Genomic DNA, 15562 nt, shown 5'->3' with positions numbered 1-15562 from the left:
TAGTGTACTGCAACCGATCAGTCGCGCACGTAAATGATTTCCGGACCGTCTTCGTCGTCCTCGAAATCATCGTCCCAACCATCGTCGTCGCCGATGTCATGCACGCTCTTGACGCCAGTACGACGCAGGGTACGGGCGTCGTCCAGGGCCTGCAGCTGGGCACGGGCTTCATCTTCGATGCGCTGGTCAAGGTCGGCCAGCTCTTCGGCGTAGGCCGGGTCGTTGGCCAGGCGGTCGGCGCGGTCTTCGAGGTAGCGCATCAGGTCGTGGCTGAGCTTGTCGGTGCCCTGCTTGGAAATAGCCGAGATCACGTAGACCGGCCCTTCCCACTCCAGACGGTCGATCACTTCCTGCACACGCTCGTCGCGCTCGTCGTCCATGACCATATCGGCCTTGTTCAGCACCAGCCAGCGCTCACGCTCGGCCAGCGACGGGCTGAAGCGGGTCAGCTCGTTGACGATGACTTCGGCGGCATCGGCCGGGCTGCTTTCGTCCAGCGGCGCGATGTCCACCAGGTGCAGCAGCACGCGCGTACGCGCCAGGTGCTTGAGGAAGCGGATACCCAGGCCGGCACCTTCGGAAGCGCCTTCGATCAGGCCGGGGATGTCGGCGATGACGAAGCTCTTCCAGCGGTCGACGCTGACCACGCCCAGGTTTGGCACCAGGGTAGTGAACGGGTAGTCGGCGACTTTCGGCTTGGCGGCCGAGACCGAACGGATGAAGGTACTCTTGCCGGCGTTCGGCAAGCCCAGCAGGCCGACGTCGGCCAACACCTTCATTTCCATCTTCAGGTCACGCTGCTCACCCGGTTTGCCTGGGGTGGTCTGGCGCGGTGCACGGTTGGTGCTCGACTTGAAACGGGTGTTGCCCAGCCCGTGCCAGCCACCTTGCGCGACCATCAGCTTCTGGCCGGGGGTGACCAGGTCACCGATCACTTCCTGCGTGGAAGCATCGATCACGGTGGTGCCGACCGGCACGCGCAGGAACAGGTCTTCACCCTTCTTGCCGGTGCAGTCGGTGCTACCGCCGTTGGAGCCACGCTGGGCTTCATGGTGACGGGTGTAGCGATAGTCGACCAGGGTGTTCAGGTTTTCGTCGGCAATCATGTACACCGAGCCGCCGTCACCACCGTCACCGCCGTTAGGGCCGCCGTTCTCGATGAACTTCTCGCGACGGAAGCTCATGCAACCGTTGCCACCGTCACCGGCCTTGACCCGAATGGATACTTCGTCAACAAACTTCATTAAAACCGCCTCTCGTCGGCAGACGAGCTGAATGACTCAAAAACATGAGGCTCTTGCAAAAATGAGCGCGGCGGCCCCGTACGACCGTAGAAACCAACGCCGGCAACCCAGACAAACAGCTTTGCAAGAGGCTCACCACAAACGAAAAAGCCCCGTCGCATGACGGGGCTTCTGGAGCGACGTCGCGATTAAGCGGCGACGATGCTCACGTAACGGCGCATGAACTCGCCTTTCTTCTCGAACTTGATCACGCCTTCGATCTTGGCGAACAAGGTGTGGTCCTTGCCCATGCCAACGCCGTAGCCAGCGTGGAATTCGGTACCGCGCTGACGGACGATGATGTTGCCTGGCTTGATAACCTGGCCGCCATACATCTTCACGCCAAGGCGTTTCGATTCTGAGTCGCGACCGTTACGAGTACTACCACCAGCCTTCTTGTGAGCCATGGTTCAATTCTCCAAATAAATTCAGGGGATCTAGGGGATTAAGCCTGGATGCCGGTGATTTTGATCTCGGTGAACCACTGGCGGTGGCCCATACGCTTCATGTGGTGCTTACGACGACGGAACTTGATGATGCGAACCTTGTCGTGGCGGCCTTGCGAAACGACTTCGGCCACTACTTTAGCGCCAGCAACAACTGGAGCACCGATGGTGACTTCTTCACCGTTGGCGACCAGCAGAACGCGATCGAAGGTCACGGATTCGCCAGTGGCGACTTCCAGTTTTTCGATCTTGAGGAATTCACCTTCAGCGACTTTGTACTGCTTGCCGCCGGTAACGATTACTGCGTAAGACATGGTATTTCTCCGATAATCCTGCTCACCCAGCGCTTTATATGATGAGTATTGGCTGGCATGGCTGCACAGGGCTGGAACGGCCCGGCGCAATTGCGTAAGGCAGGTGCTGCCCAGGAAGTTAGGGTGCGCGATTGTACGCAACCGCGGTTTTGCTTGCAAGTGCCGCCCCCGGCCTGCGGGCACCGCGCCTTGACACACCGGGACCCGCGACCTAGCATGCCGCGCAACCTCACTGGAGCAGCCGATGCAACCCCAAACCTTCTACCGCGCGGTGGCTGATGATTTCAGCGCCGTCGACGAGATCATCAAGAAGCAGCTGACCTCGCGCGTGCCGCTGGTATCGAAGATCGGCGACTATATCACGTCCGCCGGTGGCAAGCGCCTGCGTCCCCTGCTGGTACTGCTGTGTGGCAAGGCCCTGGGCCGCGAAGGCGACGACCTGCGCCTGCTGGCCGCCACCATCGAATTCCTGCACACCGCCACCCTGCTGCACGACGACGTGGTCGACATGTCCGGCATGCGCCGTGGCCGCTCTACCGCCAATGCCCTGTGGGGCAACGCGCCGAGCGTACTGGTGGGCGACTTCCTTTATTCGCGCTCGTTCGAAATGATGGTCGAGCTGGGCTCGATGCCGGTCATGCAGATCCTGTCCAAGGCCACCCGGGTGATTGCCGAAGGTGAAGTGCTGCAACTGTCGCGCGTACGCGACGCCAGCACCACCGAGGAAGTCTACATGGAGGTCATTCGGGGCAAGACGGCGATGCTGTTCGAAGCTTCTACCCACAGTGCTGCGGCGCTGGCCCAGGCCACCGACGAGCAGCGCGAAGCCCTGCGTACCTTTGGCGACCATCTGGGCGTGGCCTTCCAGCTGGTCGACGACCTGCTGGACTACAAGGGTGACTCGCAGACCCTGGGCAAGAACGTCGGTGACGACCTGGCCGAGGGCAAACCTACCCTGCCGCTGATCTACACCATGCGCGAAGGCACTGCCGAGCAGGCGGCGCTGGTACGCCAGGCGATCCAGAAGGGTGGCCTGGAAGATCTGGAACAGATTCGCGTTGCGGTCGAAGAATCGGGCGCACTGAAATACACCGCCGAGCTGGCGCGCGATTACGTGAAACGCGCCATCGCCCGCCTCGAAGTGCTGCCTGCCAGTGAATACCGGAATGCGCTGGTTGAACTGAGCGAGTTTGCGGTCGCGCGTACGCACTGACAGACCGAGTCGACTTCATTCGCGGGCAAGCCCGCTCCTGCACCATCTGTGGGGAGCGCGCTTGCCCGTGGTGCTTTTTGTCCGGACATAATCACTTCCGGAAAAATACCTTTTACAATGTGGGCTTTTAACCGCCCGTCTGTTTGTTTGAGGAACCGAAGTGAGCACTCTGCCACCCTGCCCAAAATGCAACTCCGAATACACCTATGAGGATGGCACTCAGCTTATCTGCCCTGAATGCGCCCATGAGTGGTCGGCCAGCGGCGATGCCGAGGCGGCCAGCGACGATGTGGTGAAGAAAGATTCGGTCGGCAACATCCTGCAAGACGGTGACACCGTCACTGTGATCAAGGACCTCAAGGTCAAGGGTTCGTCCCTGGTGGTCAAGGTTGGCACCAAGGTCAAGAACATCCGCCTGTGCGACGGCGACCACGACATCGACTGCAAAATCGACGGCATCGGCGCCATGAAGCTGAAGTCCGAGTTCGTCCGCAAAGTCTGATCAGGCAAAAAAACGCCAATTGGCGCTTGCTATTCTGGTAATAAGAATTATTCTCATTGGAATTGCTTTCCAAGGAGAATAGCCATGACTTATCTGATCGACGCCTGGCTGGAACGCCCTCACCCCTACCTGCGCATTCTTCATCGGGAAACCGGCGAAGTGTGCGCGGTGCTTGAAGAAGAAGCCCTCGACGAACTGCGTGACCAGGGTGACCTGGACATGAGCGGGCTGAATTCGAGTGAACCGGGGGTGCTCAAGGAACTGGTACGGAATCTGTTTCTGTTCTGCTATGCGCGGGCGTTGCGCCCTGGGGGGACAGACTGGAATTGAGGCCGGCAGGGCCGGCCTCCAGGGCATTACAGAACGTCGAGCAGCTCGACGTCGAACACCAGAACGCTGTGCGGCGGGATGCTGCCAACGCCTTGGGCGCCGTAAGCCAGCTCGCTTGGCACGTACAGGCGCCATTTGCTGCCAGCGTTCATCAGCTGCAGGGCTTCGGTCCAGCCAGCGATCACGCCGCCTACCGGGAATTCAGCCGGCTGGCCACGCTCGTAGGAGCTGTCGAACACGGTGCCGTCGATCAGGGTGCCGTGGTAGTGCGTACGCACGTTGTCTTCGCGGGTCGGCTTGGCGCCTTCACCAGCGGTCAGCACTTCGAACTGCAGGCCCGAAGCCAGCGTGGTGATGCCTTCACGCTTGGCGTTCTCGACCAGGAACTCCTTGCCAGCAGCAGCAGCGGCTTCGGCCTTGGCTGCAGCTTCGGCTTGCATCACCTCGCGGATGACCTTGAAGCTGGCCGACAGGTCGGCTTCGCTGACGCGGCTGTCGGCACCGTTGAAGGCGTCGGTCAGGCCGGCCAGGATGGCTTCCAGGCTAACGCCTGGTGGCGGGTTGTCGCGCAGCTGGCCGCCCAGCTGACGGCCGATACCGTAGCTGACGCGCGTTTCGTCGGTAGACAGGTTGAGTTCGGACATTGTCGTGCTCCACTGCAGGGCGCAATGCAGCCGCGCCCTTGATAAAAAGGGCGAGCAGCCTAGCACACTGGGGCGCTGCGAGCAGCTACCAGGCCGAACGCTGGGAAATCGGCACCTTCAGGTCTTCTTCCGGGTGCGTACCCATGCCGCACATTTCGTCCTGCACCGACCAGTGCACCAGGTTCATCGAGACCATGGGGATGGTTTGCAGCAACTTGCGCGCATCCTCCACCGAGTGCACGCGCAAGCGTTCACCACGGGTATCGGACAGGGGGTGAGGATGGCCTTTGACCCGGGCCTCGAGCAGGTAGTCACCGCCTTCGATGGCGATCAGGTTCAGTTCGTCGACATGGCCAGCCCTGGCCTCGGTATTGAGCTGATGCAGGTTCATGAGAGCACCTCGCGATGGGAACCACGCATGAGAGCTCATTTTTTGTACAGGAAGTGAGAATGCGCAAGGCATGACTGACGCCACTCGTCAGTTGAGCCTAGATCTCTGTGGGAGCGGGCGTGCCCGCGAAGCAGGCCACGCGATGGCTGGCACCGGCTTTGCCGGTGTTCGCGGGCAAGCCCGCTCCCACAGGGATCACGCCAGCTTTCAGAAATTGAGCAAGACACTTGCCCCCACAGGAGTTGCAGTGAGGCCTGGCGGGACTCAGTGCTTGGTCAGCTTGTCCAGGTAACCCATGCAGAACGCCGAGACCACGAAGGTCATGTGGATGATCACGTACCACATCAGGTAATCGGTGGAGATGTTCTGCGCATCCATGAACACCCGCAGCAGGTGAATGGAGGAAATCGCCACGATCGACGCGGCAACCTTCATCTTCAGCGACGAGGAATCCATCTTGCCCAGCCAGTTGAGCTTTTCCTTGCTTTCATCGATGTCCAGTTGCGAGACGAAGTTCTCGTAGCCGGAAATCATCACCATCACCAGCAGGCCACCAACCAGCGACATGTCGATCAGTGACAGGATCACCAGGATCAGGTCAGCTTCGCTCAGCGCAAAGACATTGGGCAGGACGTGGACCACTTCCTGGAAAAATTTCAGCGCCAGGGCCAGCAGGCCGAGGGACAAGCCGAAGTAGATCGGTGCGAGCAGCCAGCGCGAGGCATACATCGCGTTTTCGAGGATACGTTCCATGAAGTTCAGGACTCATCAGGTGACTAAAAAAGCGACGGCGAGTATAGCCAGCCACCTGTTACAGCAAAAGCCCGGGGGCTGCTCCGCAGCCTGATCGCGACACAAGGCCACACTCCCACAGCAAGCCGATGCTGTACCTGTGGGAGCGGCCTTGTGTCGCGATGGGCCGCAAAGCGGCCCCGGCATTCTTCACGTCTCAGGATGAAACTGGTAATCCCCCAGGTTGCGACACCGCTCACCATTGATCCGCCGCAACTGCGCCTGCAAATGCAGACACCAGATCTGCGGGTCATCGGCCACCTGATAACCATGCATGGTCAGGCTGTCGACGATGGCATTGAGCACCGACTCGGCCACCAGTGGCCCATGAAACGGGCCCTGCGCCTTGATCGCGGAGGGTTGTTCACCGGCCATGCCGGCGGCGAACAGCAGGGTCCACATGCCGTTATCCCCGGCCAGTGGACGAATGCTGCATTCGATACGGGTCACCAGGCCCAGGCACTGGCGTGTGAGGCTGAGGTTGCGCATGGCCGCGTCCCCTCCAATGAGCCTTGTTCAGCCCGAAACCCTCAGGCTGTTTCCATCCTGAACGCTGTACCGTCCTTAAGTTCCAGCATAGAGGAACAGTACAGAAAGATGGAAAACTGGCGCTGAACGGTAGCACATCGCCGCCAGCGCCAGTTTATTGACTCAGGCCGGTTTGGCCTGGGCAATCACCTCTTCCAGGCGTTCCTTTTCTGCCTTCTCGATGTCTTCCTCGCTGATCATCTCGGCAATTTCACGCAGGCGTTCCACCACCCGAGCATTGACGCTGCCCTCGGTGAACAGCCCCTTGTCGTCGAGTACACCGGCCTCCTCCCCCACCAGCAGGCTCAGTGCCTCATCAGCCTGGCTGACCGCGTAGACGTGGAACATGCCGTTCTCCACCGCCTGCAACACACGCTCGTCAAGCATCAGGGTGGCGACGTTGGCACGCGGAATGATCACCCCCTGCTCACCGGTCAGGCCACGCGCCTCGCAAAGGCGGAAGAAGCCCTCGATCTTCTCGTTCACTCCACCCACCGCCTGCACTTCACCAAACTGGTTGATGGAGCCTGTGATGGCGAAGCACTGCTTGAGCGGCGTGCGCGACAAGGCCGAGATCAGCGTGCAGGCTTCGCCCAGCGAGGCGCTGTCGCCGTCCACGTAGCCGTAGGACTGCTCCAGGGCGATGCTCGCGGAGATCGCCAGCGGGAACTCCTGGGCATAGCGGCTGCCCAGGTAACCGGTGAGGATCATCACCCCTTTGGAGTGGATCGGCTGGCCAAGGTTGACCTCACGCTCGATATCGACAATACCGCTGCCGCCGGGGTAGACGGTGGCCGAAATACGCGCGGGCATGCCGAACGCCGAGTCACCCACTTCAAGCACGGTCAGCCCGTTGCACTTGCCGATGGCCGCGCCTTCCGTGTCGATCAGGATGATGCCGGCGAGCATGTCGTCCAGCACCCGTTGCGACACACGGCCGGTACGGGTGGCCTTGGCCTTCAGCGCACGCTCGATGTGGCCTGCGTCGGTCATTTCGTCACTGGCCAGCTGGCGAATGAAATCAGCCTCGCTGACCAGCTGGAACAGGTCGCCGATACGCGCCGACAGGCGTGACTGGTTTTCAGCCAGACGCGCACTGTAGGTGGCCAGACGCGCCACCGCGTCACTGGTCAGCGGCGCCATGCCCTCTTCGTTGGTGCGGGTGCGCAACAGCTGGGCGAACTGCTCCAGGTTCTCGTCGACCATCGGCATGTCTTCATCGAAGTCCACCAGCACGCGGAACATCTCCTGGAAGTCCGGGTCGTGGTCCTGCAGTGCGTAGTACAGCTGGCGCGAGCCGATGATCACCAGCTTGACGTTCAGCGGAATCACCTGCGGCTGCAGGCTGACAGTGGCAACACGGCCCAGCTCACCGATCGGCGACTCCATCTTCAGCTTGCGCGACTGCAGCGCACGCTTGAGCGCGTCCCATACGAACGGCTCGCCCAGCATTTTCTCGGCTTCCAGAATCAGGAAGCCGCCGTTGGCACGGTGCAGCGCACCTGGGCGCAGTTGGCGATAGGAGGTATACAGCGCACCTTGGTCGGTGCTGTATTCGATACGGCCAAACAGGTTGTCGTAGGTCGGGTGCGGCTCGAACACCACCGGCGCCCCACCGTCAGCGTGATGGCCCACTACCAGGCTGGGCGCGTACTGCTCTTCGAGCAGCTTGCGGGCCACGGCGTCGGACTTGCTGTCATCGACCAGTTGCTCGACCAACGTACGCAACAGGTTCAATTGCACCGATTGCAGGTAGGCGCAAACCGCCGCGTTTTCGGCGTACTTTTCCGACAGCGGCGCCAGCAACGGCTGCAGCGCCAGGGTGATGGTTTCTTCGTTGAGCTGGCGCAGCTGGTTGTTCGATTCGCGCTTCCATTGCGGCAGGCTGGCCAGCTCTTCGTTGAGGCGCTCCTCAAGCAGGGCAATGTCCTCGTGGAACTGCTCGCGCACCTCCTCCGGCAATTGGGCAAATTCAGCTTCATCCAGCGCCTTGCCATCCGCCATTGGCGTGAAGGCGACGTTGCTGGCATCGCGGTACAAGGCCACGTCCTTTTCCAGCGACGCGCGCTCGATCACATCCAGAGCGCGGTCATAACGCTGGTTGAAAGCGCGGTCGATGGCGCCCTTCTTCTGCTGGTAGGACGGGTGTTCGAACACCGCCGGGAACGTCGACAGCAGGTTGTCGATCAATCCGCCCATGTCGCTGATGAACTCGGCGGCGCTTCCGGACGGCAGCTCCAGTGCACGTGGTTCACGGGTGTCGTCGAAGTGGTTGACGTAGACCCAGTCGGCCGGGGTCTGCTGGCGCTTGCCCTCGGCCTTGAGGTAGCGCTTGACGAACGAGAAGCGCCCGGTGCCGGGCTCGCCCATCACATACACATTGTAACCAGGACGCGGCATGGCCACGCCAAACTGCAGGGCCTCGACAGCACGTTCCTGGCCCAGAACTCCGCGAAACGGCTCCAGATCGTCGGTATGGGTAAAAGCAAACTGCTCGGGGGAGAAACGCCGGGTCAGGGCTTCAGGCGCAAGACGCAGGCGCGCAGCGACAGGATCGGGCATTGGGTTTCCTTACTTCGGCGGGGCAGATACGCAGCATTCTGGCGCTGCCCGCGCGCGCCTTGCAAGGCTCCACGGGACTTTATGTCGCAGCCGGTGCAGTCTTGTGACAGCAAATTTTTCGCAATCAACAACGCAACCTTTAGATCGTGCCTAAACTCCAAGCTGCGCGGGTGGGTGAAAAGCTTTCCCGACCTGGCAACCGAGTTGCCAGAAACCCTGACCCTTGGTTAAGACAAAGAGAACAAATGCTATGAAACGGATTCTTCTGGGTACTCTGTTCACCGTGGTCTCGCTGAACGCCATGGCCGAAGCGCCAGGCGGCCCGAACTGCGGCTGGGGCAACATGCTGTTCGAAGGCCAGCGCGGCACACCGGCACACTTCCTGGCTTCTACCACCAACGGCACCTCCGGTAACGCCACCTTCGGCATGACCTCCGGCACCAACGGCTGCTCGACCAAGGCTTCGCTGACCTACGGCGGCAAGTCCTGGTTCGCCATGAACGGCATGATGAACGAGCTTTCCGAAGACATGGCCATGGGCCAGGGCGAAGCACTGACCACCTATGCCGTCGTTCTCGGCGTAGCACCGGAGGACCGCAGCTACTTCAACTCGGTCACCCACCAGCACTTCAACCAGATCTTCAGCAGCGCCGACGTCACTGCCGAAACTGTCCACAGCAACACCCTGGCCGTTCTGAAGAGCGACCCACGCCTGGCCAAATACGCTACCGAGGCCTAAGCACAGCTGCTCCCGCCCCACCCGGGGCGGGTTTCGCCTTTTTCGGCATCGTCAAGAAGTAGTTGCCCGATATGCTCAAACGCCTCGCTGCCCTGGCGCTGTGTGCCTGCGCCCCTGTTCATGCCGCCCCCATGCTGGATCCAGGCCGTCTCCAGCAATTGGCCAATACCCCCTACTGGCTCGCCATTGGACATTACGAAACCGCCAAGCTCGGCGGCTGGCGCAGCTATGTGGATGATGATGCGTTCTTCCTCGCCGAAGATGGCGCGCACCATCCGGACCAGGAACTCAAGGCTACGGTCGCTGCGCTGTATGCCCCGGCCAGCCTCGGTGACAAGCACGCCCAGTGCGTATTCCCCGCTCGCACCCGCTGGCTGCGCGAACAGCTCGACCTGCAAGACTTGCCACAACCGGACTGCCAGGAATTCAAGACCTGGTACCAGTCGATCGACCCGCACAGCGCCGCGTTGATCTTCCCGGCAGCCTACCTGAACAGCCCGTCGTCGATGTTCGGGCACACCCTGCTGCGCATCGACCAGTCCAACACCCGCAGCGACGACACCACGCTGCTGAGCTACGCCATCAACTTCGGTGCCTATATCGAAGGCAGCGACAACAGCATCCTGTACGCCTGGAAAGGCCTGATGGGCGGCTACCCGGGGCTGTTCGCGCTGATGCCCTACCAGGAAAAACTCTCCGAATACCGCAGCCTGGAAAACCGCGACCTGTGGGAATACCAGCTGGACCTGACCCCCGAAGAAACCGGACGTATGGTCGAGCATGTGTGGGAGCTGAAGCAGATCCAGTTCGACTACTTCTTCTTCGACGAAAACTGCTCGTATCGCCTGCTGGAGCTGCTGCAAGTGGCCCGGCCGAGCCTGGACCTGACGTCTCAGTTCCCGCTGACCGCCATTCCCACCGACACGGTGAAAGCCGTGAAGCAGTCCGGCCTGGTCGCCAGCGAAACTTACCGCCCTTCTCGCGAACGTGAATTGCTGGCCAGGGCCGAGCCACTCGACCACGACGAAAAGCGCCAGGTGCTGGCTGTAAGCGCCGACACTGCGCAACTGCAAAGCCCAGAATTCCAGGCCCTGCCTCGCGAACGCCAAGCGTTGGTGCAAGATGCCGCGTATCGCCTTGAACGCTATCGGGCCAATGGCCAGGAACGCGACCCAGGGCAGGCCAAACGCAGCTTCGAGTTGCTGCGGGCGATCAACAGCAACCCGCCGCCGCCCCTGCAGATCGAGCGCCCCGGCCTGCCCGAAGATGGCCATGACTCGCGCACCTGGCAACTGGGCGTGGGCACCCGTGAAGACCGCGCCTACGCCGAATATGGCTTGCGCATGGCCTACCACGACCTGAATGACAACGCCTATGGCTTCCCGCTGGGCGCACAGATCGAAATCCTGCAATTGAAGCTGCGCCAGTACGAAGGCAACGATTGGCAGGTGCAGCGCCTGGACCTGGCCACCATCCGTTCACTGACACCCCGTAACGAGCTGCTCAAGCCTTGGTCATGGCAAGTGGCCGGCGGGCTGGAGCGGGTGCCGGGCAAGCATGATGACGAAGTGCTGGTGAGCCATGTGAATGGCGGTGCTGGCGGCACCTGGCAGCTGGCCGACGGTTTGCTGGGGTTTGCCTTGGGCACGGTGCGGGTCGAGCATCACAACGACTTCGCTCAGTTCATTGCCCCAGCGGCTGGCTTCAATGGCGGGCTGCTGTGGCGCAATGGGCTAGGCAACATGACGCTGGAGGCCAAGGGCGATTACTTCACCAACGGCGAAGTACGTCGCAGTGTAAGCCTGAACCAGCAGTGGGAGATCAGCCAGAACCTTGGGCTTCGGTTGAGTGCCTCGCGGGAGTTCAGCCACCTGGCTACGGCGCAAAACGAGGTGATGCTGGAGCTGAAGTGGTATCACTACTGAGGCCGCTCTGCGGCCTTTCGCGGGCACGCCCGCTCCCACAAGCCCCCACAAGATCCGTGGCCTGTGCAAGTACCTGTGGGAGAGGGCTTGCCCGCGAATCGGCCAGTCAGGCTAGTAAAGCAGTGTGACTGAACCAACTCTTTGACACTGTTTTGACACCTACCCGACAAATCGCCACCTAGACTCTCCACCATCAACTGGAGGGCTTTGTGGCTATGTCGCGGTACTGGTTCGGCATGTGCATTGCGTTGTTGCTGTCGGGTTGCGAAACCACCCACGAGCAGATGGTCAACCACGGTTACCCTCCTGCCTATGCGGATGGCTTCCAGGACGGCTGCAGCAGTGGCCGCCAGGCGGCCGGGCTGATGGTGGGCAACTTCCGCAAGAACGTACCGCGCTACCTGCACGATCGTCAGTACGAAACCGGCTGGGACGATGGCTTCCACCAGTGTCATGCCATGCAGAACAGCGAAGAACAGCGCCAATACCACGAGCGCTTCTGGGACCAGCGTGACCGCGAGTGGGAGCAGGAAAAGGACCTCGGCGCTGCCAAGGCCTATCGCCACAATTGAGTCGCAAACGGACATTCCTTTAAACCGGCGGCCTGCCATGATGGTCTCATGCACAAGGAGGCCCTACATGAGCCGAGCATTCGTCAACGAAGACCAAGCCGCCGACCAGGCCGACCAGCCGGTCGAGCGGCGCATCAGCGAACAGCCCAACTATGTGACGGCCAGCGGCCTGCGCCAGCTGCAAACGCGTGTGGCCGAGCTGAATGCCTTGCGCAGCGAACTGCAGGCGCAGGGCGAACGGGGTGACAAACAACGGCTGGCCGATACCGAGCGGGATCTGCGCTACTTCAGCGCGCGGGTGCAAAGCGCCCAGGTGGTACCCGCGGCGACTTCCCATAGCAAGGTACAGATTGGTAGCCGGGTGCGGTTTGTCGACGCGCAGGACCAGGAGCAAGTGGTGCAGCTGGTGGGCGAGGATGAGGCGGATGCCGGGCGGGGGTTGATCAACTGGGGTTCGCCATTGGGGCGGGCGTTGCTCGGGGCTGGGCCGGGTGATGAGGTGGTCTGGCGGCGGCCGGTGGGGGAACAGGTGATAGAGGTGGTTGAGATTCTGGGTGAGGGTTGAGGGCCCTGGGGCTGCTTTGCAGCCCATCGCGACGCAAGGCCGCTTGTATGGTTAGACTTGAAGGGGTGGTGGGACTAAATGCCCGATTCTGACTGTTACGAGCAGTACAGACCGTGGGAGACATCGCCCCACCCCTTCCACCAAAGCGCCGATAAAGAATGCATCGTTTGCAAGCGACGATAGAAGCAAGCCAGCGCCTCTTGGTGAAAGCCCCTCAAGCCGAAAAACCATAACGTGGAGAGCCGCCGATGGCAATGCAGGTAGTGAAGTCGATCATCGGAGCGGACGTTGCAAAAGCTGAATTGGTGATCCATCACGAGGAGCGTGATGAGATCATCAAGCTGAAAAACTCTAAATCTGAAATCAATAAGTGGCTCAGGCAGCAGCCACTGAACACGGCTATCGCCGTTGAAGCGACCAACATCTATCACTTGGATCTGGTCGAGCTAGCCCATGGCATGGGCTTCGATGTTTATGTCATTGATGGATTTCAACTGAGTAACTATCGCAAGAGTGTTGGCGGCCGAGTCAAAACTGACCCGTCCGATGCGCGGTTACTGTCCCGTTTTCTGAAAAACGAGGGTGAGGATCTTCGCCCTTGGACCCCGCCTCCCGCCGTCTACGGCAAGCTGCAGAGCCTTCTGCGGCGCAGGGCTGCGCTGGTATCGGCACGTACTGCAATGACGCAGAGCTGGGCTAACGAGGGCCTGTTGAAAGCGGCCTTCGAAACCTTCGTCAAGTCGATAGAACGGCTGGACTTGCTGATACAAAAGAAGATCAAAGAAGTATTGCGAGAGGCAGGGCTGCTTGAACAGGTTATTCGCTGCCAAGCCGTGGAAGGTATTGGTTTTCTCACAGCGTCAGCACTGGTAATGGCATTTATCAGAGGCGAATTCAAAAGCAGTGACGCTTACATCGCCTTCTTGGGGATGGATCTGCGAGTGAATGACTCCGGGCAAAAGAATGGACGCCGCCGCCTTACAAAGCGAGGCTGTTCGGAGATCCGTCGTTTGTTGCATAACGCAGCGATGTCGGCCAGTAGGTCAGCTACCTGGAAAGACGTGTATGAGCAGTATCGGAGCAACGGTAAAGCAACGACTCAGGCATTAGTGATCTTGGCTCGCAAGCTCGCTCGCGTCGCATTCGCCCTGATGCGAGATCAGGGCGAATACGTCACCAAAAGCCGAAAATTGGCTTGCTGAAAACCATAGAATCTCCCACAGGGCCTTGACTGCCCCCAAGGGTTGGATGGGTGTCCAACTTCTCGGGTGCAGTCCAGCCTGTGGGAGCGGCCTTGTGTCGCGATGGGCCGCAAAGCGGCCCCCTACGGTCTCAGATCAGACCACGCCCTGAGCCAGCATCGCATCGGCCACTTTCACAAAGCCCGCAATGTTCGCCCCCTTGACGTAGTTGATCCGGCCATCAGCCTCTTCACCGTAGTGCACGCATGCATGGTGAATCGACTGCATGATGTTGTGCAGCTTGCTGTCCACTTCACCGGCCGTCCACAGCAGGCGCATGGCGTTCTGCGACATTTCCAGGCCCGACACGGCTACGCCGCCCGCATTGGAGGCCTTGCCCGGGGCGTACAGAATGCCGGCGTCCAGGAAGATATCCACAGCCTCTAGGGTAGTCGGCATGTTGGCGCCTTCGGCCACACAGATACAGCCGTTACGCAGCAAGGTGCGGGCATCTTCGGCGCCCAGCTCGTTCTGGGTGGCGCATGGCAGGGCGATGTCGCACGGCAGGCTCCACGGGGTCTGGCCCTTGCGGAACTCCAGGCCGAATTGCCCGGCCAGCTCGCTGATACGTCCGCGCTTGACGTTTTTCAGCTCCATCAAGGCGTCCCACTGGGCGTCGGTCAGCCCGGCTTCTGCATACAGGGTACCTTCAGAGTCAGACAGCGAGATCACCTTGCCGCCCAGGTCCATGACCTTACGCGCAGCATACTGGGCGACGTTGCCCGAACCAGACACCGCCACGCGGCGGCCGTCGATACGCTTGTCCTGACGCTTGAGCATTTCTTCGGCGAAGTAAACGCAGCCATAGCCGGTGGCTTCCGGGCGGATCAGGCTGCCGCCATAGGTCATGCCCTTGCCGGTCAACACCGAGGTGAACTGGTTGGCCAGGCGCTTGTACTGGCCGAACATGAAGCCGATTTCGCGGGCACCCACGCCGATGTCACCGGCCGGTACGTCGCAGTCAGCGCCGATGTGGCGATACAGCTCGCTCATGAACGCCTGGCAGAAGCGCATCACTTCGGCGTCGCTCTTGCCTTTCGGGTCAAAGTCCGAGCCGCCCTTGCCGCCGCCCATGGGCAGCGAGGTCAGCGAGTTCTTGAACACCTGCTCGAACGCCAGGAACTTCAGCACGCTGAGGTTCACCGACGGGTGGAAACGCAGCCCGCCCTTGTACGGGCCAATGGCACTGCTCATCTGAATGCGGTAACCGCGGTTGACCTGCACCTTGCCCTGGTCATCGACCCAGGAAACGCGGAACAGTACGGCGCGCTCGGGCTCGACCATGCGCTCGAGGATGCCGGACTGCAGATAGTGGGGGTTGGCTTCAAGGAATGGCCACAGGGTGCGTAGCACTTCTTCCACCGCCTGGTGGAATTCCGGCTGGCCTGGGTCACGCTGCTTCAGGCGTGCAAGGAAATTGTCGACAGATTCGATCATGGTAGACATCTCACCAAGAGGATTGGACTTATTGGTTTTTTCAGGAATGTACCAAGAAGCAATCGCACCGGAATAGGG

Annotated in this window: 17 protein-coding genes; 8 read left to right on the top strand and 9 right to left on the bottom strand. The window is 60.7% G+C overall.

Features of this window, described 5'->3' with window-relative positions; genetic code table 11:
• Positions 1-17: 17 nt before the first annotated feature.
• The 3 genes from cgtA to rplU all read right to left on the bottom strand — a co-directional run bounded on the left by cgtA (position 18) and on the right by rplU (position 2043).
• Entirely contained in the window at positions 18-1244 is a 1227-nt protein-coding gene (gene cgtA, locus ACI7M0_RS03495; protein ID WP_003247460.1) for an Obg family GTPase CgtA, read from the bottom strand.
• Positions 1245-1432: 188 nt separating this feature from the next.
• Entirely contained in the window at positions 1433-1690 is a 258-nt protein-coding gene (gene rpmA / locus ACI7M0_RS03490) for a 50S ribosomal protein L27 (RefSeq protein ID WP_003247464.1), read from the bottom strand.
• 38 nt (positions 1691-1728) lie between these two features.
• The gene (gene rplU / locus ACI7M0_RS03485; RefSeq protein ID WP_003247466.1) at positions 1729-2043 is read right to left on the bottom strand and encodes a 50S ribosomal protein L21; all 315 of its coding nucleotides are present in this window, start codon (positions 2041-2043) and stop codon (positions 1729-1731) included.
• 244 nt (positions 2044-2287) lie between these two features.
• On the opposite strand from rplU, the gene ACI7M0_RS03480 reads away from it, so the two are divergent.
• The 3 genes from ACI7M0_RS03480 (at position 2288) to ACI7M0_RS03470 (ending at position 4088) form a co-directional block, all read left to right on the top strand.
• A complete protein-coding gene (locus tag ACI7M0_RS03480; protein WP_129933898.1) occupies positions 2288-3256 on the top strand; it encodes a polyprenyl synthetase family protein in 969 nt (322 codons plus the stop codon).
• Positions 3257-3416: 160 nt separating this feature from the next.
• The gene (locus tag ACI7M0_RS03475) at positions 3417-3758 is read left to right on the top strand and encodes a zinc ribbon domain-containing protein YjdM (RefSeq protein WP_010951939.1); all 342 of its coding nucleotides are present in this window, start codon (positions 3417-3419) and stop codon (positions 3756-3758) included.
• Between the two features lie 84 nt (positions 3759-3842).
• Positions 3843-4088, top strand: a complete 246-nt coding sequence (locus ACI7M0_RS03470; RefSeq protein ID WP_010951938.1) for a hypothetical protein — start codon at positions 3843-3845, stop codon at positions 4086-4088.
• Positions 4089-4114: 26 nt separating this feature from the next.
• On the opposite strand, the gene ACI7M0_RS03465 is transcribed toward ACI7M0_RS03470, so the two are convergent.
• The 5 genes from ACI7M0_RS03465 to ACI7M0_RS03445 form a co-directional block, all read right to left on the bottom strand.
• Positions 4115-4732 (bottom strand): FKBP-type peptidyl-prolyl cis-trans isomerase, encoded by a 618-nt coding sequence (locus ACI7M0_RS03465; protein WP_003247482.1) that lies wholly within the window; start codon positions 4730-4732, stop codon positions 4115-4117.
• Positions 4733-4817: 85 nt separating this feature from the next.
• Positions 4818-5123, bottom strand: a complete 306-nt coding sequence (locus tag ACI7M0_RS03460) for a DUF6482 family protein (RefSeq protein WP_014589631.1) — start codon at positions 5121-5123, stop codon at positions 4818-4820.
• Positions 5124-5387: 264 nt separating this feature from the next.
• Positions 5388-5876: a TIGR00645 family protein gene (locus ACI7M0_RS03455; protein ID WP_003247486.1), complete on the bottom strand. Its 489-nt coding sequence runs from the start codon at positions 5874-5876 to the stop codon at positions 5388-5390.
• A gap of 189 nt (positions 5877-6065) precedes the next feature.
• Entirely contained in the window at positions 6066-6404 is a 339-nt protein-coding gene (locus ACI7M0_RS03450; protein WP_010951936.1) for a hypothetical protein, read from the bottom strand.
• A 162-nt stretch (positions 6405-6566) separates the two neighbouring features.
• Entirely contained in the window at positions 6567-9005 is a 2439-nt protein-coding gene (locus ACI7M0_RS03445) for a Lon protease family protein (protein ID WP_004575710.1), read from the bottom strand.
• 250 nt (positions 9006-9255) lie between these two features.
• Here ACI7M0_RS03445 and ACI7M0_RS03440 point away from each other — a divergent pair, with 250 nt between their 5' ends.
• From ACI7M0_RS03440 to ACI7M0_RS03420, 5 genes are all read left to right on the top strand, one after another.
• Positions 9256-9744, top strand: coding sequence for a DUF3015 domain-containing protein (locus ACI7M0_RS03440; RefSeq protein ID WP_003247492.1), 489 nt, complete (start codon positions 9256-9258; stop codon positions 9742-9744).
• Positions 9745-9815: 71 nt separating this feature from the next.
• The gene (locus ACI7M0_RS03435; protein WP_049586363.1) at positions 9816-11669 is read left to right on the top strand and encodes a DUF4105 domain-containing protein; all 1854 of its coding nucleotides are present in this window, start codon (positions 9816-9818) and stop codon (positions 11667-11669) included.
• A gap of 215 nt (positions 11670-11884) precedes the next feature.
• The gene (locus ACI7M0_RS03430; protein WP_121160999.1) at positions 11885-12241 is read left to right on the top strand and encodes a hypothetical protein; all 357 of its coding nucleotides are present in this window, start codon (positions 11885-11887) and stop codon (positions 12239-12241) included.
• A gap of 67 nt (positions 12242-12308) precedes the next feature.
• Entirely contained in the window at positions 12309-12806 is a 498-nt protein-coding gene (locus tag ACI7M0_RS03425) for a GreA/GreB family elongation factor (RefSeq protein ID WP_060538637.1), read from the top strand.
• 248 nt (positions 12807-13054) lie between these two features.
• Positions 13055-14008: an IS110 family transposase gene (locus ACI7M0_RS03420; RefSeq protein ID WP_392523497.1), complete on the top strand. Its 954-nt coding sequence runs from the start codon at positions 13055-13057 to the stop codon at positions 14006-14008.
• Positions 14009-14143: 135 nt separating this feature from the next.
• On the opposite strand, the gene gdhA is transcribed toward ACI7M0_RS03420, so the two are convergent.
• Positions 14144-15484 (bottom strand): NADP-specific glutamate dehydrogenase, encoded by a 1341-nt coding sequence (gdhA, locus tag ACI7M0_RS03415; RefSeq protein ID WP_003247498.1) that lies wholly within the window; start codon positions 15482-15484, stop codon positions 14144-14146.
• Positions 15485-15562: the final 78 nt, after the last annotated feature.

This window comes from Pseudomonas sp. 10(2024), assembly GCF_045164175.1.
GTDB lineage: Bacteria > Pseudomonadota > Gammaproteobacteria > Pseudomonadales > Pseudomonadaceae > Aquipseudomonas > Aquipseudomonas alloputida.
Note: the sequence above shows the minus strand (reverse complement) of the source record. Positions and strands in the feature narration are given on the sequence as shown.

Bases quoted from the DNA above. Each gene is read 5' to 3' on its own strand.
- cgtA (WP_003247460.1), bottom strand. From the start codon at position 1,244: ATGAAGTTTGTTGACGAAGTATCCATTCGGGTCAAGGCCGGTGACGGT.
- rpmA (WP_003247464.1), bottom strand. From the start codon at position 1,690: ATGGCTCACAAGAAGGCTGGTGGTAGTACTCGTAACGGTCGCGACTCA.
- rplU (WP_003247466.1), bottom strand. From the start codon at position 2,043: ATGTCTTACGCAGTAATCGTTACCGGCGGCAAGCAGTACAAAGTCGCT.
- ACI7M0_RS03480 (WP_129933898.1), top strand. From the start codon at position 2,288: ATGCAACCCCAAACCTTCTACCGCGCGGTGGCTGATGATTTCAGCGCC.
- ACI7M0_RS03470 (WP_010951938.1), top strand. From the start codon at position 3,843: ATGACTTATCTGATCGACGCCTGGCTGGAACGCCCTCACCCCTACCTG.
- ACI7M0_RS03465 (WP_003247482.1), bottom strand. From the start codon at position 4,732: ATGTCCGAACTCAACCTGTCTACCGACGAAACGCGCGTCAGCTACGGT.
- ACI7M0_RS03460 (WP_014589631.1), bottom strand. From the start codon at position 5,123: ATGAACCTGCATCAGCTCAATACCGAGGCCAGGGCTGGCCATGTCGAC.
- ACI7M0_RS03455 (WP_003247486.1), bottom strand. From the start codon at position 5,876: ATGGAACGTATCCTCGAAAACGCGATGTATGCCTCGCGCTGGCTGCTC.
- ACI7M0_RS03450 (WP_010951936.1), bottom strand. From the start codon at position 6,404: ATGCGCAACCTCAGCCTCACACGCCAGTGCCTGGGCCTGGTGACCCGT.
- ACI7M0_RS03445 (WP_004575710.1), bottom strand. From the start codon at position 9,005: ATGCCCGATCCTGTCGCTGCGCGCCTGCGTCTTGCGCCTGAAGCCCTG.
- ACI7M0_RS03440 (WP_003247492.1), top strand. From the start codon at position 9,256: ATGAAACGGATTCTTCTGGGTACTCTGTTCACCGTGGTCTCGCTGAAC.
- ACI7M0_RS03435 (WP_049586363.1), top strand. From the start codon at position 9,816: ATGCTCAAACGCCTCGCTGCCCTGGCGCTGTGTGCCTGCGCCCCTGTT.
- ACI7M0_RS03430 (WP_121160999.1), top strand. From the start codon at position 11,885: ATGTCGCGGTACTGGTTCGGCATGTGCATTGCGTTGTTGCTGTCGGGT.
- ACI7M0_RS03425 (WP_060538637.1), top strand. From the start codon at position 12,309: ATGAGCCGAGCATTCGTCAACGAAGACCAAGCCGCCGACCAGGCCGAC.
- ACI7M0_RS03420 (WP_392523497.1), top strand. From the start codon at position 13,055: ATGGCAATGCAGGTAGTGAAGTCGATCATCGGAGCGGACGTTGCAAAA.
- gdhA (WP_003247498.1), bottom strand. From the start codon at position 15,484: ATGATCGAATCTGTCGACAATTTCCTTGCACGCCTGAAGCAGCGTGAC.